This is a genomic window from Brevibacillus laterosporus, assembly GCF_030489605.1.
In the GTDB taxonomy this organism is placed as follows: Bacteria; Bacillota; Bacilli; order Brevibacillales; family Brevibacillaceae; genus Brevibacillus_B; species Brevibacillus_B laterosporus_E.
Window position 1 is genome coordinate 50,192 of sequence record NZ_JAUKFY010000012.1, and the last position, 16,619, is coordinate 66,810.

Annotated in this window: 12 protein-coding genes; all 12 read right to left on the minus strand. The window is 40.2% G+C overall.

Going from position 1 to position 16,619, the window contains the following annotated elements; genetic code table 11:
- Nucleotides 1–48: 48 nt before the first annotated feature.
- Nucleotides 49–1,584 carry an ABC transporter substrate-binding protein gene (locus tag QZ995_RS14275; RefSeq protein WP_301808056.1) on the minus strand — a complete coding sequence of 512 codons (1,536 nt, stop codon included), beginning with the start codon at nt 1,582–1,584 and terminating at the stop codon, nt 49–51.
- Nucleotides 1,585–2,096: 512 nt separating this feature from the next.
- The gene (locus QZ995_RS14280; protein ID WP_301808058.1) at nt 2,097–2,570 is read right to left on the minus strand and encodes a hypothetical protein; all 474 of its coding nucleotides are present in this window, start codon (nt 2,568–2,570) and stop codon (nt 2,097–2,099) included.
- Between the two features lie 635 nt (nt 2,571–3,205).
- Nucleotides 3,206–3,502, minus strand: coding sequence for a hypothetical protein (locus tag QZ995_RS14285; RefSeq protein ID WP_301808059.1), 297 nt, complete (start codon nt 3,500–3,502; stop codon nt 3,206–3,208).
- A gap of 11 nt (nt 3,503–3,513) precedes the next feature.
- On the minus strand, nt 3,514–5,151 hold the full coding sequence (locus tag QZ995_RS14290) for a hypothetical protein (protein ID WP_301808062.1): 1,638 nt from the start codon (nt 5,149–5,151) through the stop codon (nt 3,514–3,516).
- A 69-nt stretch (nt 5,152–5,220) separates the two neighbouring features.
- Entirely contained in the window at nt 5,221–8,772 is a 3,552-nt protein-coding gene (locus tag QZ995_RS14295; RefSeq protein WP_301808064.1) for a DUF4132 domain-containing protein, read from the minus strand.
- Between the two features lie 33 nt (nt 8,773–8,805).
- Nucleotides 8,806–9,948 carry a VWA domain-containing protein gene (locus QZ995_RS14300; RefSeq protein ID WP_301808066.1) on the minus strand — a complete coding sequence of 381 codons (1,143 nt, stop codon included), beginning with the start codon at nt 9,946–9,948 and terminating at the stop codon, nt 8,806–8,808.
- On the minus strand, nt 9,933–12,314 hold the full coding sequence (locus QZ995_RS14305; RefSeq protein ID WP_301808068.1) for a DUF5682 family protein: 2,382 nt from the start codon (nt 12,312–12,314) through the stop codon (nt 9,933–9,935). The genes QZ995_RS14300 and QZ995_RS14305 overlap by 16 nt, the downstream gene beginning before the upstream one ends.
- Nucleotides 12,275–13,375, minus strand: a complete 1,101-nt coding sequence (locus tag QZ995_RS14310; protein WP_301808071.1) for an ATP-binding protein — start codon at nt 13,373–13,375, stop codon at nt 12,275–12,277. The genes QZ995_RS14305 and QZ995_RS14310 overlap by 40 nt, the downstream gene beginning before the upstream one ends.
- Nucleotides 13,376–13,717: 342 nt before the next feature.
- Nucleotides 13,718–14,014, minus strand: coding sequence for a hypothetical protein (locus QZ995_RS14315; RefSeq protein WP_301808073.1), 297 nt, complete (start codon nt 14,012–14,014; stop codon nt 13,718–13,720).
- A gap of 197 nt (nt 14,015–14,211) precedes the next feature.
- Nucleotides 14,212–15,354, minus strand: a complete 1,143-nt coding sequence (locus QZ995_RS14320; RefSeq protein ID WP_301808076.1) for an FAD-dependent monooxygenase — start codon at nt 15,352–15,354, stop codon at nt 14,212–14,214.
- A gap of 11 nt (nt 15,355–15,365) precedes the next feature.
- Nucleotides 15,366–15,590, minus strand: a complete 225-nt coding sequence (locus QZ995_RS14325; protein WP_301808077.1) for a DUF3995 domain-containing protein — start codon at nt 15,588–15,590, stop codon at nt 15,366–15,368.
- Nucleotides 15,591–15,791: 201 nt separating this feature from the next.
- Nucleotides 15,792–16,388 (minus strand): TetR/AcrR family transcriptional regulator, encoded by a 597-nt coding sequence (locus tag QZ995_RS14330; protein WP_437124739.1) that lies wholly within the window; start codon nt 16,386–16,388, stop codon nt 15,792–15,794.
- Between the last annotated feature and the right edge of the window lie 231 nt (nt 16,389–16,619).

The window sequence follows — 16,619 nt, forward strand, 5'->3', positions numbered from 1 at the left end:
ATCATAGCGAATTAGCCATTGTAGTACCATAGACAATATCCAGAACAATTATGGACGATTTACAGCTAATAGCTCCGTAAGATGATCAAGCATTCGGAGGTGGGCATGCGGGGAATATTCCAGCCACGGATCAGAAGCAAGCATATGGATTCTGTTCTGCTGAACCGCTGAAACAGTTTGCCACTGCGGTTCATTTTGGATTTTTTCCCAGATAGCCAGTGTTTCATTTTCCTGACGAATCAGCATGAAAAGGCGATCAGCATTCAACGCTTTCAGTTCCTTTATGGAAATGGGCTTCGTAGCATCTAATGCTTTGTTCACACAAGCTGGTTTAAATGGCAAATCATCAAACAGCATGCCTGAGATCCCGCGATGATTCTGTACAAACATATTTTGCTGTACTAATCGGATTACAACAACCGCTTCCTTCTCCAGCCCAGGCTGCAATCGCTCTCTTACCGTTTGAAGCTTCCGATCGTATTCCTCAAGCCACTTCTCTGCTTGCCAGGACTCTCCCAAAAACTCCGCCAGAAGACGAAACTGCTGACGCCATTCCATTTGTGAAACAGAGAGATAGAACACTGGAGCTATCTTTTCTAAGGCCTGCTTTTCTATTTTCGGAAGATTATCATTTGCAATGATGACATCTGCGGATATCTGCTTAAGCAGCTCTATATTTTCCTGCCAGTGATGGTTTTGACGATATGCGCTGATATGAACAGGGATTTCATTGCGATATTCTCGATAATAATACTCCGTCCACTTGGGATGAAGTGGAGCAGCAAACGGCATAATATGTAGCGGTAATAAATAGCCTATATGTGCTGGACTGTATGCCACCAGCTTTCGACGGCGACTTTTCATATAAACATTAGGTGAAACGCCTATCTCCTTCTTAAACTTCCGGCTAAAATAGAATTCATCCGCGTAGCCTACCTGATGAGCGATATCGCGCAGCCTAGCATCTGATTGAGCCATAAGTCGCTTAGCTTGCTGTATTCGTAGCTTAGCAACATACTCCATCGCGCTTATCCCGTATTTTTTTTTGAACAAATCCACAAAATATTTCGGACTGATTTCGGCCACCTGTGCCAGCTTATCGATCGTTAATGAATCGGTATAATGTTCCTCCATGTATTGCTTTACATATTCGAGTGCTGAATATGCGTTTTCCGGTTTCGTCCGACAATTCTGATTGATATAAAACAGGATTTCCTGAAAATCAATCTGACAACGAAAACTGCTTGTACTAGCTTTACTTTGCCAATGACGATACAAATCTTCACACATGGATGTCAGCTTATCGGAAGGGTAAACAGAGATTTTTTCTTTATAAGGAAACAACTGTTCATCCTTGCTTATCGTCATACAGCTTACATGATTGGGCTCGTGCTTAAATACATCGAAATATAACACATAGAGCTCCATCTCCTCACTCAATGCGAGTGTTCCAAAAGTTTGTCCCGGTCTACATACATACACCGAATTTTTATCCAGCTCACATTGCTGATGATCCAGTACAAGCTGCACTTCTCCACTGGTCATGACAATAAGCGCATAGGAAAAAGCAAGTTGCTGCTTCAATTGGCAAAGAGCTCCCCCCTTCACAGCCTCAATGGACCGAAGTCTGAAGGATAACTCATCAAGCATACATTTATCAGTGCTACTGCATATCATGTCGTCCATACTATGTACACCACCAATATCCATCATTTACCTACAGCTTTCCATGCATAAATACTGATCGTTGCGAAAAAGGCAGGTTTTTATTTTTCTTAACATTCACTTTACCAAATGAATCTATGATTTTCTATTTGAATAAATCATACTGATTGGCTTACCGCAAACTATTAAAAATGATACCATTTTTCGTTTTACAGAAAATATATTTTTTATTTATATACATTCTAAAATAAATGTATTTTCAAGCAATTGATTTTGCACTTACCTGCTACTGCTTCGTAAATGGACTAACAAGCAGAATCAAGCAGCAATTGTTAAAATGCAAGGGGATTCCCAAGGTAGCTGCCAAGGAAATCCCCTTTCACATGTTTAAAAACAGATGAGCTCTTTCTATCTTAGTATGATTGCCAAAATTACAAATCAATATCAAAAATCGTGATGCTAGCAAAATCAATCCGAAGCGATGTGTCAGCAGGCAACGGATTTGGAGAGGACAGAACCAATTGAATCTTATCCCCTTTATGAAAGAGTTGAGGTAATAAAGTGGAGGTGACATAAGTAGTACCGGGATTATGGGAATGAAAGCTTGTTTGAGAAGGAATAATCGTTTCCCCATTCTGAAGCAACTCGAATTTGAGAAGGGGAGCAGGGTTTGCTGGGGGAGAAGAAACAGTAGAGATTTGTATACTAAATTGCGTCAGATATATTGCACTCTTGATAATCGTAATGGTGTCAATGTTTGGCTCAAATATAATGCCAAAAGAGCTTGAGGCGCTATTTAAATTGATGACTACAGGCACTATGTTAGCAGGACTAATCACTTGTGGAAAAAAATCGTTTGTAACATAAATAATTTTTTCATCTGATCTACATATGTGTCCAGACATAACATTTACACCTCCTATCAATCCCTCTAGATATTGAATGATAAACGGAAATGAATTGTGTTAGGCGAGTACCCATTTTTTTAAAATGGTTATGAGGCGAAAGCCTTACTAGTTGATGCTTTTAAGCCTCTTTCCGCAAGCAATTAGTTAGAACATAAACCAACAGGTTTAATCACAGTTACTCTGATTGGGGATCAAATCGAGGAACAGATGTGAGAAAAGGATTGGAGTTTACATCACTTCATTTACCAACTTTTGTAAAAAAGCTGTTTCTCGCAACTCTTTTATAAATCAAGTCATTTTTAAATAATTATACGTCCCAATATAAAAGTTCCTGATAATCAAAGGAAGTCTTACCTCTTTTGAACAAGAGTATGTTAAAAACAAAGGAAGTATGCAAAATACCCAGAAATTGGAGAAAGAATTTTATCAAAAACATAATGCATGGGGAACACCCCTAGACAGCATGAATAATTTATGCAGGGGAGGTTGCAAGCCTGAAAGTCATAACTCTCCTCGATCATTTTTGTTTTCGTAAACAAAAAAAGTGCGCCTATTCATAGGTGCACCCTAAACATATCTGAAAAGATTTTCATGCGTTTTAACCGGCTCTGATTTTTTGCAAAGCGAGAAAATTATTCTATTCTCGAAAAGGTATCTTTGTTAATAAACTCCATATACTGACAAAGATAAAAATAGCTTTCTGTTACATCCGCTATATCTGCTCTGCTACTCCGTACATACGCCCTCCCCTGCGCCTCCATCCTCTCTAGTACCTGTACCAAAAAATTCATGTCCAATTGGCGTGCAGCCGTGATAAATTGGTTCACTTCCTGTATGTCTTGCTCGTTTATTTTCGCTAATCCCTTTAACAAAAGCCGTTCGCTCCAGGGAATTATTTGATCAACAAGCTGCTCCAGCGCATTCATCATGTATCACGCCCCTAAAAATCCAGCTTCAGATTGGTCACTGCCTCGTCTTTTAAAAAGCTGATTGGATAGATATGCTGTTCATAAACGTGAGCAAATATATAAAAGTCACGAAGCTCTAAAAACTTCTTATCCTTCTCTAAAAAAGGAATCGTCTTTTCCCATTCCTTGTTATAGGGAATCGTCATCGCAAGCTCATTGCCCTTCTGATCATTGACAGTAAAGATAAAATTTTGCGTTCCTTGTTCATAAGCCGAGCCGTTTACCTTGCTTACTTGTATGATAGTCAATTGCTCCCGTCTGCCCTGGAATAAAGCCACATGCTGATCTCTAGCGTGCTTTTCGTTCCAATTATGAATAAGGAAATCCCCCAAATCCACATTCTCAATGGATTCTCTTGATTTTAATTCTAGCAGCGTCTCCTCACTTGAAGAGATGCGTTGCTCCTGATTTACTTTGCAAGCTCGTAGTTCAAGCTGAGCTCGAGATAAATCATTCATCCTCCACTCTCTTCCCCAAGGAGATCTCTGCCCATACTGTTCCTTAAAGTGAAATTCAATTCCTTCATAGTAAACAGGTCTCGAATCTGTATAGCTATATATCTTTTTATCATCTGTGCAGTAAAAGTAATAGGTAATCCCTTTATAGGAGGATCGGGTCGCCCACGGATCAGCTCCCAGCGCATATAGTCGCAATCTGGGAATCGTGTAATATCTACTTTTAAAACGCCCAATTACCTGTCGCAGTTGTTCTTGACTTTGTTCTTTTTCCAAGACAACCGTACTTAAATAGGTATTTGTTAGCTTTTCGAGAAATGCTTTGTGACAAAAACGGATATGACGCTGAAAAAACAACGTTAATTGTCCATCGATATTTCTTATATCCTTTTCCAATTGAGCTAAATGCCCATTATGTGCTGCAATGGCTAATACTTTTAATCTTGCGCAAATCGTCTCTGGTAATTTAGCCAGGCCCAGACTAATGATTTCTGTTATGATCTGCTTGCTATCCTGAACCACGTCCAACGAATAATCGATTTGTTTATTTGTTTGATACCCCGAATCATCGATCACCTGATGTATTGCTCTATACCTTAGAATAGCTTCCAGTCTATGAATACAGCTTTCTTTTTGTTTACAGCTGCAAATGCTCTTCCCTATATCTGCTTCTTCCATAAAAGAAACCTCTATGTCCTGCCAGCTCATTTTAATGGTAAGAAACGAACATTCTCCTACCTCTAGCTCCTCAGCATAGGAAATTCGAAACAGAACCTCCTCCACCTGTGCTTCCGTAAACTGATCGTATATTTCACCCAAGGGCTTAGCAAGAAGCCATGAAAAATCGGCAGGCTTCGCTTCTACCTTCGGCTCATAATTTTGCTTATAGGATAAGAGCGCGATTATGATATGTTTACAAATTTTATCTGAGGGGCAGCTACAGACATGGCTATTCATATCGGCTTTTACATGACATACAATCTCGTCATCCAGCTTACAGATCACTTGATCAGCTTCAAATGTAAATGCCACCTGTAAACCCTTTTCCATATCCTTCACGGCACGATTATATAAGCCTTTGTTCGCATGCTTAATCAAAAATTCTTCTGTACAACGCGCTATCAGTTGATCAAATTGAATTAAAAAATCTGTCATACGCACCTCTTTATTGAAAAATAGCTTCAGTCCCGAGGTGAGATTTCTCCCACCTCAGTACGCAGCTTATTATTTTCCTGCAGCTCGCATGATATCAAAAACCGTTTCACTAAATAAACGCGGTGAAATAGTAGAAATCGGTAAAGGCTGGCTCTTTTCATAGTAATAATAACGATCAAATTTATTGGCATAAAAGGCTAAGCTTTCTAAAGAGATATCCTCCATGCCATCATAATAAGAGATACTAGCACCGCTGAATTTCAGCTCCACAATCATATCTCCATATTCTTTATAGAATTCATGATAGAAGCCTGCATCCTGTGCCACTCCTTTATACCAGCCATACTTCTCCATCGTTTTAGGAAAGGCAGTTGGTGAATATTCTTCTGCTGGCAGATCGGTAACTCGATTCGTTTTTAGATGTTCTTCAGTTGGAAAGTAGAGCTTTCGATCCAACTGAGGAAACGGCTGCTTCATTTCATAATCCTCAAGCTGTGTTTGCCAGGCTTGCAGGTCTTCTTTTGTAAGCTCGATCGGATGCACCAAGCCAATAAGCGCATCTTCCTTTAATTCATACTCTTCTTCATCTACCGTATTGAAAGTGCCATCTTCCATGTAACGGAAGGTATCTGTTAGTTTGCCATCCTCATACACTCCCCAGATAAGCCCTATCGCAAACTTCTGCATCATCACGTTTTCTACAAAGAGATTTTTCCAAGCTGTTATGCTCCACAGCCTTTGTTTAGAGAGCGATTCTTCCAGTCGTAAGGATTGAATCGTAACGAGATTTTTTACATCCTTCTTCAATTGGGCGAACTCCAATTTAGCTTGTTCAGCTAAGGTAGCATCATCCTTTTGTGCAGGTGCAGGTAAATTTTTAACTACCTTTCCCGTTTCATCATTGGTTACATGTAATTGGCGGTCATTATTTACTTTTACGGTAAACGTTCTCTGTCCGTAGCTGAAAATGCGCTTTCCTCGTTGGTCGAAGCCTAGTGTCGTAACTAATCGATCCTCTAATTCCTCAGGCGTTATTTTTAAGTTCTGCGCTGCCATGGTTAGGGCTTCCGCTGCCGCTGCCTTCACCTGTCTATTTTTCACAGTCCGTTTCATCTGATCAATGGTCACAAAGGCCGCTATTTCTTGCATAAAGGACAGGGCTTTAACTGCATCTGATGCAAGTGCACCTCGTCCTGCTTCCGCCCATACCTTGATCTGTTTGCTTAACTCATCTATGATTCTTCGATCTCCAAGAGAGGTGCATACAAACAAGACCCATTTTTCCTTAGCAGGAGCCTGATTAGCCAGCCAGATCGCGTATAATTCCATTGCAAAATCAGCTAATGAATTGGGAGCGGCATAGTCCTTCACCTTTAAAACATGAGGGTTGGGTGCTGTCGTAAATTCAACAGATTGTGTCAAAATGTATTCTTTTACTTCTGCATCCAGCTCCCCGCCTTCTTTATCTAGCAGTACAGGGAATTGTTCAATCATCAGCCATTTCAACCGTGCTAGCTTTCTTTTGTCTACTACGGTTCCAAAGGTTGCATGTGCTTTATCTGGACTTTGGTTAGCAGCATCGATTAAATTTTGCAGTAACGTTTTGAACTTAGCACTCGTCTCATTTGATAGCAGCTCCTGATAGATGCTTTGATAATCCTCTACTCCTCGCATGGCGTCTAATGCCAGCTCTTTTAGCTTAGCTTTCTTTTCCCTCTGATAGATACGAATATACAGGTCTTTGTTTTTTATATTCGTAAACTCTGCTTGCGCTATGCTGCTTGCTTTTTTAGAAGTATCTTGCAGCCCTAGCTGAATGGCTTGACAGTAGTAATCTTGGCTTAGCTCATTCTTTTTCTCAAAAATATTTTCTAAAATGGCCGTTCTTGCTTCAGCACCTAATTGACTGTACAATTGTAGACTTTTTTCGATATTTCCTAAAACAATTCTTTGGTAGGAATCCTCTGACAGCTCGCTATAATAATCAATTGAACCTTTATAATTAAGGATATGAAGTAAAAAACGATCAATATTCACCTGTGGATGATCCGCATACGCAGCTATCCATTTCTCAGGGTCAAATGCAGGCGAGGAGAACAGCATATGAATAAGGGACATGTTCTCTTGTTGGGTCCCATAATGACTCAGAAAAGCGACAAATCGTTCAATGATGGGATTCTCCACTGGTAGGAGCGTAAATAAAAATAATTGATCCTTTATATCATAGGAATTAAATTTAGCAGCAGATGAAGCTGGCTGAGCAAATTCATCCAATATTTCTTGCAGAGACAGCTTTGCGGTAAGGTAGCGATAGAGCTTATGCGTTCTGTTATTTTCCTTGAGGGAAGCAAGCACCATATCATGCAATGTTACATTCTGATCTGACATATCAATCCCGTGATCCTGAAGTGTCTTGAATATGTATCCCTTCATTAACCAATCCGACACAAGCACCATCGCTCTTTTCGCTCTGCCGGTATTCACAAGCAATCTATTTTCTACCGTTTGCCACTCAACTCGATAACCGCGCATTTCCCTAATTGCGCAGATAATTAATTCATATGGTTCTGTCAATGGCATAATCCCTTCAAGCATTTCGTACAGGTCCGCTCCCTGCTCTCGATACTCGGAAGATAAGGAATTGATTACATCAAGCGGAACAATTTCATAGAGCAAGGTCATTGCACGTAATAGCTCCCGATCCAGTTCATTTTGTTGCTCTAAGAAATTGGCTTTGCTGCCTCGTACATTTACTCGGTAGAGAAGAGCCGCTGGAACTAGCATTGCATATAGATTAAACTCAGAACGGCTGAGTGTTTTCTCTGTTTGAGACTCAGGAATCAGTTGAAACTGCTTTTGAATAGCCTCTATCTTCTGCTTGTGGATTTGTTTATCCAAATAAATAGCAGATACACAATCTTTTTTCGCCAAGGGATTAGAAGCTAATGCTTTTATTGCTGTCGAAATCTCTTGCTGTAAGCCCTCTACATTCTCAGTAAGCAGATAGTACATAAAGGGTTCAATTTGCTCCTTTATCTCTTCAAGATAGCTGCTGTCAATAAGAGACAGGTAATGGAGCGTTAGCAACAGAGGAACAGCAGATTCTGTGACGGAATATGAGTTTTTTACACTTGATGTATAATTCTTGATAAGCGTGTCGACATAATAGGAAATAGCTGCATCTCCTATATATTTCCGCGTATCACACAGTTGGCGGATAGCGGTCTGTTTTTGTTCCTCTACATCCTTGATGGCTTGTGACAGCATGATCGTTTTCGCAAAATCCCCAATGCAAATACGAAGTACGTTACTTTTATGGCTTTCATTTGCACTCGTTTTAAAGAGAATAGCTGCTGCTCTAAAGAAGGCTTCGTCTGTCCCGTTTTTCCCCATCTTTTCTAGATGAGACATGCAAGCATAGGCATATACTTTTGGATGGACAAGAATACTAGGAAACTTGTCCGACTCTCCAGATACATAAGCAATAATCTGATTATACTGACTGGAGTCAATGGAATAGCTTTGCGGATTATGTCTGGAATAATGTCCAGGGTAGTCTTTAACAAATTTATCAGCAAATTGAGTGATTAACGGATTACTTCCTATTTTTTTTAAAATCATCGAAAATCCTCCTTAATATGCCCTCTGATTAGGTTATGAGGTGATAATCTTACCAACCCAACGCGCCAGCTCATCTGGCGTAATGGCAGCAACATGCGCTCCCATATCAGCCAAGGTCCGTGCGGCGTGCTGGTTATACACTCCGTTTCCTTCAAAATCCAAAGCAGTAAGAACAAGGAATCTGCAGCCCGTATCAATAATCTCTTTACTGGTACGATACATGTCATGAATGGAGTAGCCTTCCTCCAAATCGCTCACTAAAATAAAGATTGTTTTGTTGGGGTTTTCAAGCAAAGTCTTCCCATATTTCAGCGCCTTTGCGATATGTGTCCCTCCTCCTAACTGAACACTCATCAATAGATCGACAGGGTCTTCTAATTGATCAGTCAAATCTACTACCTGTGTATCAAAAATAATGAGGTTCGTTTTAAGAGAAGACAGTTGATGAAAAATGCTTGCCATGACAGAGCTGTATATTACTGAGTCGAGCATACTCCCACTCTCATCTACAGCTATAATAATGTTCCATTTATTTTGTTGCTGGGTATTGCTGTGAAAATATACTTCATCTAAAAATAGGCGTTTTTTTTGTTTATCGTAATTCTTCAGATTTTTTCTGATTGTTCGCGTATAATCCAGATTTTTAATCGACTTTATGTATCCCCTGCGATGATAATTACGCTTGCCCACAACACTCGTTTTTATTTGAAATTCAAGTGTTCTTTTTAAGTCCTCTACGACCCTTCGCACCATGTCCTTGGCTGTTTTGACCACTTCGCCCTTCATATATCCTTTAAATTGAAGAATATTTTTTAGCAATGTCATATTAGGCTCAAGCTTTTCAAGCACTTTTTTGTCCGTGAGCAGCTCGATCATGTTGTACTTTTCAATCGCTTGCTTTTCAAGAATCTCAACCGTTTTCTTCGGAAAAATGGTACGGATTTTACGTATCCAGGTAGGAACAGTAAGCTGGGAGCTTCCCTGTCCGCCTTTCGCGCGATACCCTTGCTCTTCTGTATACTCTCGATTGTAGAGGTAGCCAAGGATGTCATCTATTTCAGAGTAGGTAAAATCAGCCTCTTTATAGCCATCAATGCTATTTAATGATTCTTTGGAATTCTCGCCCAATAATAACCTCCAGCGATTGAGATTCTCTTTGTTTAGATGAGGTTCCATTTTGCAAACTCCTTCTCAATAGCCTGATCCAGCTTCCTCGCCTGCTGCAGTAGTCGTTCCTCAATGACAGGAGCTTGCACATCCTCTGCGGTAGTTTGGAATAGAGAGGCCACTTTCTCTGAAATAAGCATAATCTCCATAGGTGTAAAATAAGTAAAAGCTAGACGCAGCTCTGGTGCAATCTGCAAAAACTCCTCATAAGACAGCCTGCCAATCAAATTGTTCAAATCCTCTAGCAACTGTTTATCGTGCAGAAGCACATCACGAGCTATTGTAAATACCCCTTGTAAATACGCAGCAGTATGCAACATGTTTTCAGGAGTACCAAGCATATACGCCCTTGCTTTTAACGCTATTTCCTCTCGATCCAATACGTCCAGATTGCATAAAATAGCGATGATAACGCCTTTAAGCCGAGGTAAAATATCATTGACGGCAAGGAGACTAGCAAGTTGATCTTTAAAAATATCAACGGAAAGCCCCCAGCTCTCCTTGGAGGAAAGCATGTAAAGAAATTTTAGATTTTCTACGACGTGATTTATTTCATCTGGGTTAGGCTTTGTGATCTCATAGATTTTTGTTACGGCATGGTAATAAGTTTCCTCTATGAGCTTTTGCAATCGGTCCGTTTCCTTCAGCGCAAATAAGCGTTTTTGTTCAGAAAGAACTGTAAGTGTTTGAAGAGTTTGACAGAGAGAGACAAAGCTTCCATCTTTCTTGACAAACTCTTCAACCAGATTAAAAAGCATGCTGCTCAATTCCTCTAGTCCCATAAGCATTGACTTCAAAAGCCATTTAGCTGCCACTCTGCTATGATGATCCGGAAGCTCCTTCATACACTCTTCGATTTTCTGAATCGCCGCATCTCGAATGCTTCCTCCGTAAATCGAATTTTCGATGAGCCTCGCTTCTATGTAGGAGGAGTAGCTGTAGTCCCAGGTTTCTCTACCTAGATTAATATTGCGATTTTCGAGCCAATCAGGCCCCGTGATTTTTTGACAGAACTCTGGCACTAAAAACTGTAGACAGTGAAAAAAGTAACTAGTCTCTCGATGCAGCGGTTTAGCATACAGGTCCACTGTCTTCTTATTTTTACTGGTTGTATGTAGTTTTAACTTATATGTTTTGCCTCTCTCTTGAAAATCGCGTACAATCGGCACATCTAAATCATTCTTGGCAATTTTCCCAATTTTATCGCCCGTCAGTAGCTCTCGTAATGTATCCAAGGGCTGTAATGTAGCAAGTGAGAACTCGCCTTTTACAAATGCAGAGGTAACAGCATCAAGTAACTCGTAGACCCCACCCTCCGATTTAGAACGAAAACTGGCAAGCCCCTGAACTAAATGATAGGCTTCAACAGCATCCGAAACCGACGCCGTTTCTCCTTTTTCTCGCAAGCTCTTTATTAATTGTGCCAAGAAAAGAACCGCACTTTTGTTATAAGGATAAGCTTGCTTGTTCTGAATCGCCCTCCAGACCGTGTCATAGTAATTCACATAGGGCATACCGCTAGCATACCCATTTACATGATCCGCCTCACGAAAGGTATAAACCATCGGGTATCCTTTTTCATTTTTTACTTGTTTGATTTTATAGGTTGAAACTCTATCCTCTAGTAATCCATAGGTATGGAACCCTCCTGTAACGACAAGGATTCTCGCATATTCTTTTTGCGCTTTTACAATATGGTTCTTCATATGTGCTTCACGGATGAGGTGGCCTTCTGTCTCTAGCATCTCTTCCTCGTAGCACATTCTGGAGAAATAACAGTATGTATATACTTCCTTCACGAAATCCTCAGTAGATTTCTTGAGCCCTTCCACTTCAAAAACCTTTTCCCAAAGCTCATCAAAATGCCGACAGTTCAGTTTTTGGCAAAGTTGTTTAATAAAAATTGAACTGGCAAGCAAAGTTTCGTCATGATAGGAGATTTTTCGGGATTCTTGATCCTCGTCATGCCCGTGTTCCTTACTTTCTTGCCGACTTCCGTAGCTTATATCAATGAATTGGGCGGGAATTCCCCTTCGTTTCGCTTCCTTTAAAGCCACGTATTCAGGGGAATAATCTAGCAAGGGAAAATAGCAGGCATAGCTATGCTCTTCTTTATTGTAGGCATAATAGATACTGACGGGTGGCGCTGTATCCTCATGTGTCAGTATTTCAATCATATGATTGCTGTTCTCCGGTCCTTCCAACAGAATAATTTCTGGCTTATAGGCCTCAATCGCTTTTTTGAGGTGGAAAGAACAAGCAGGGCTGTGGTGACGAATCGGGAAATAGACAACCTGATTGGCAAGATTATAAATTTTTTTCTCACATAGCTCGGTTATCTGATCCATTTCTTCTGATTGTAAAAATCTCCCCATAAGCTCTCTTCCTTTGCCCTTTGTTTCACAACCTTTGAAAAATAGGTTTGCAGGATATGAATATCCTTATGATTCTCCTTCGCTACAGCACCCAGCATATTTTGAACCAACCGTTCTAAAGTAATAGGCTTATGATCATAAAAATAAGAGGTCATCGCACTCTGAACATAGACAGAAACAGCTTCAGCAGTACTCATGACGGCTTGTGGACTATCAATTTTATAGCCTTCTAACGTTTCCCCTGTTCGCAATTCTAAAAACGTGGTAGCGAGAACTTCTACGATGGAAGAGTCAACAGCAATGTCAATCCCACTTTGTTGCAACATGTTCCTAGATTGGGATTCAATGATTTGCGCCTCCATTTTCACATGGTTGACAGGGAAAATCGTTTCAAAATTAAATCTTCGTTTTAAGGCGCTGCTCATTTCATTTACGCCTTTATCACGAATGTTTGCCGTAGCGATAATATTAAAACCTGGTTTTGCAAACAAAATCCCATCTTCAATTTCAGGTATATTCATCACCTTGTCGCTTAAAATGCTAATTAATACATCCTGGACTTCAAACGGGCATCGTGTAATCTCTTCAAAACGGGTAATAATGCCTTTTTTCATCCCTTTATATAAAGGAGAAGGAACTAAAGCCTCAAAACTAGGACCTTTATCTAATAGCATGGCATAATTCCAGGAATACTTAATCATGTCCTCCGTCGTCCCTGCAGTACCTTGAATCGTATTGGTACTTATTCCTGATATCGCCGCTGATAATAGTTCACTTAGCATTGTTTTTGCCGTCCCTGGTTCACCCACTAGCATTAGCCCTCGATTACCGGCTAATGAGACAATGGCTCTTTCAATTAGCACGTCATCGCCGTAAAATTTCTTTGTGATGGTAATTTGTTCCTCACCTAGCTTTAGCGGAGCCTCTGCACCCAGAATAAAATCTCTGACAGATTTCGGGGACAATAGCCAATTTGGAGGTTTAGAACCTTTGTCATTTGCTACTAGGGCTTTTAGCTCGGTTTCATACAACGTTTCCACCGGGGGCTTCATGGTCATCATAGGCTCCACAGCACATCCTTTCTTCTAGCATTCCTTCCCGGATTGGAAAGGTATTCCTTTTATTAAGGAAGAACTATACATGGTATAACAAAATATGATTTACTGCCACAAGGGCAGAAAGTCTCAATGTAGGATATACGGGCATTAACAGCAATATTATTGGGTAAATAAGGGGATTGTCGGATGAATTTTTGACATAACTTTCTGGTTTTACGTCTTTTATGCATGGCACCACAGCGACTTGTCATAGAATCTTTTTTTTTGGCTATAACAACATAAAAAGACGCTAGAAGCGCCTTTTTATAAACAGCGATATATAGAAAAGAACTTGTATCTTTTAGTTTATTCATCAACTTTTTTATAAGTAACCAGCCAATTATCACCCTCATCTTCGACCTTCTCCAGAACATACTTAGTAAGGGCATAACAACCTCCGCCCATCTTTTCATCCGGTATGCTCTCAATAGTAGGAAAATCTTCTTTTGGTAGTATCCCTTGTAAATAATCACTTGCGGGAGCAATAGAGTACTTACTGTGATCTATTGAGATAGGTGCAGCACTAACTACGGACCCTACTGACAGAACAGCAAAACTCAACATTCCAACAGCCATAACTCTTCTCATTTGCTTTTTAAACACAATTGTTTTCCTCCCAAGTAATATATTTGTTTTTCCTGTATATAATTTACCATTAAATCAATAAAAATGGATAAACCTGGGATAAAATAAAATAATAATTATATGAATATTTCTAATGTAGAGATAGATATAAAAAAAGATAGAAAGCAAGCCTCTCTTTTTGTACTGCTAGAGAAGCTAGCTTCTATCGTCAAAGCTTAAAATTCTACATTAAATAGATTGCTTATTTGTTTATTTTGCAGAGAAGCTGGTGTAAGTCTCATGACACTATTTCGCAAAACGCAAAGAAGCGGACTATCTAATTGAGCAATTTTACCTACTTTAAGAGATAGCTGCGAGATTGCCCTTACTCTTTCTATTCGTCTCATCTCGAATGCTTGATAGGCTAACTCGACAGTCGAATGCTGTATGAAACAACGTGCAAGCTCTAATGCATCCTCGATTGCCTGGCAAGCCCCTTGCCCAAGATTCGGTGTTATAGCATGTCCAGCATCACCGAGGAGGAGCGAGCGGCCGGAAATAAATTGCTCAGGCGTCTCTAAATCAAATATATCGTTATGAATCATTTTATCATCAGGGGTTCTTGATAATACCTGTGCAACTGGAGAATGATATCCCTCAAATATTTGGATGATATCCTTAATCCGATACTCTGCATGCCGCTTATCCCCAGATGGTCCATTCACCAAAGCATACCAATAGGTTCGCTCATTAGCCAATGGTATGACTCCAAAACGTCCCTGTGCAGCCCACGTTTCAGTAAATTGCGAATTTTCGCCAGAGTCCGGCCAGCATGGAGCAACACCACGCCAGCACGTATAGCCCGAGTATCGCAGCTTTATGGAGGGAAACAGCTTCTTCCTTACAACCGAATGGATACCGTCTGCCGCAAGTAAATAATCTCCCGTAACTTCAGTCTGATCTGCAAAAGTAACGGTTACGCCATCCTTATCCTGCTTACTATCAGAGCAAGCCTTTCCAAAAATAACAGTGCCTGGTCGAAGGGCGGAGAGTAGTATTTGATGCAATTCTGCTCGATGAATGGATACCGTGGAATACTGCTGTGAGCTTGTAGAAATCTCAGACAATACAGAACCTTGTTTGTTTAGAATAGCAATGCCTCTAGGACTTACAAAGCCTTGCTTTTGCACCGCTTTGTCTAAGCCTAAGCGTGCCAGGGCTCTTAAAGCATTAGGAGCAATCATGATTCCAGCTCCAGCAGGGCGAATCTCTGGAAAACGTTCATACACTTTCACATCAAGTCCTAATTGCTGTAACGCAATAGCAGCTGTCAAGCCAGCAATGCCTCCACCTATAATCAGAAAGGATTTATTTTTCATCTCTTCTCCTCCTATCGACTGATTGCATATAAAAAGCTGAAACATAGCCATAAACAAAGCGGTGTAAACAGATAAGTATCATACGTAGAAAAATGGGTATGCTTCATCCTCTTAAACACCCCCACGTATCTACCATCGCCCACGCTTCTAAGTCCAAATACGGCCGTACAAATCCAGCATCCCCACTTTAAAAGTGGATGAGAGGAAATGGATAAGAAAATCCCAGCACGTGCCATCAGAAGCAGCGCCGCTCCGAGCAACAGGAGAGCAACAAGCAAGGTAGCTAAGATGCCTAGGACAAATATAGGCTGCTGGGATTCATCTTAGGTATAACAACACTTCCTCCGCATTTTCCGCTAAACGCCCAATATACGTGCATGCAGCTAATACTCACCAAAAGTAGGACGGACATCCCAAGGAGAATATCCATTTATTCTTCAATCATCCAAATGACAAATTCCTTTCCAGACAATCTCAAATTGGCGCTGAAAAATGGGTTCTATCTCCGTAACGTCCGCGTCTTGGGATAACCAAACCATCAGTGAATTAAAATAAATACCCATAAGCACAGCAGCAACATCCTCCGTATTCATGCGCTCGGAAAGCTGACCGCTTTTTTTGGCATCATCAAGTATGGACATAATTGCTTCCAGAAATTTTTGCACGACACCCATTTCCTCTTGAATATGTATGGTAGAACGCATCAATTCTAAAATAATTAGTCGAATCAAATCGGAATGCTCTCTATAACGTGCAAACAAATTGTGAAAGAGCAGTGTGAGCTTTTTCTTTAAATCCGGCTCATCAGCGTAGCGTATTATTCCTTGATAGAACGATTCCAGTTGTGTTTTACCTAGATGAAGTAGAATGGCTTCTTTTTTGGGAAAATAATTATAAAACGTGCCTTTAGCGATACCGCATGCCTTTGTAATTTCCTCAACCGTCACATTCTCGAAGCCTTTTTCTTTAAACAATTGTAAAGCCTTCATGAAAATGTGTTCCTTAAGCTCTTGTTTCCTTACATCCCTTAACAAGGTAATCATCACCATCCATTCCTATCAAATGACCACAGTCATTTTATGACTACAGTCATTATTATAGACAGAAAAGGTATTTTTTTCAATATTTATTTATTGTTGGATGTGCTCTCAGATTAAAGCTACCATATCTATGTAAACGTACAAAAAAACCTCCACATACGAAAATGTCAGAGCTGTGGTCATTTTTTATTTAGAGAGATGGATCCTGCAAGGGTATTTAGCTTC

Bases quoted from the DNA above. Each gene is read 5' to 3' on its own strand.
- QZ995_RS14320 (WP_301808076.1), bottom strand. From the start codon at position 15,354: ATGAAAAATAAATCCTTTCTGATTATAGGTGGAGGCATTGCTGGCTTG.
- QZ995_RS14280 (WP_301808058.1), bottom strand. From the start codon at position 2,570: ATGTCTGGACACATATGTAGATCAGATGAAAAAATTATTTATGTTACA.
- QZ995_RS14285 (WP_301808059.1), bottom strand. From the start codon at position 3,502: ATGATGAATGCGCTGGAGCAGCTTGTTGATCAAATAATTCCCTGGAGC.
- QZ995_RS14295 (WP_301808064.1), bottom strand. From the start codon at position 8,772: ATGATTTTAAAAAAAATAGGAAGTAATCCGTTAATCACTCAATTTGCT.
- QZ995_RS14290 (WP_301808062.1), bottom strand. From the start codon at position 5,151: ATGACAGATTTTTTAATTCAATTTGATCAACTGATAGCGCGTTGTACA.
- QZ995_RS14305 (WP_301808068.1), bottom strand. From the start codon at position 12,314: ATGGGGAGATTTTTACAATCAGAAGAAATGGATCAGATAACCGAGCTA.
- QZ995_RS14325 (WP_301808077.1), bottom strand. From the start codon at position 15,590: ATGGCACGTGCTGGGATTTTCTTATCCATTTCCTCTCATCCACTTTTA.
- QZ995_RS14300 (WP_301808066.1), bottom strand. From the start codon at position 9,948: ATGGAACCTCATCTAAACAAAGAGAATCTCAATCGCTGGAGGTTATTA.
- QZ995_RS14310 (WP_301808071.1), bottom strand. From the start codon at position 13,375: ATGATGACCATGAAGCCCCCGGTGGAAACGTTGTATGAAACCGAGCTA.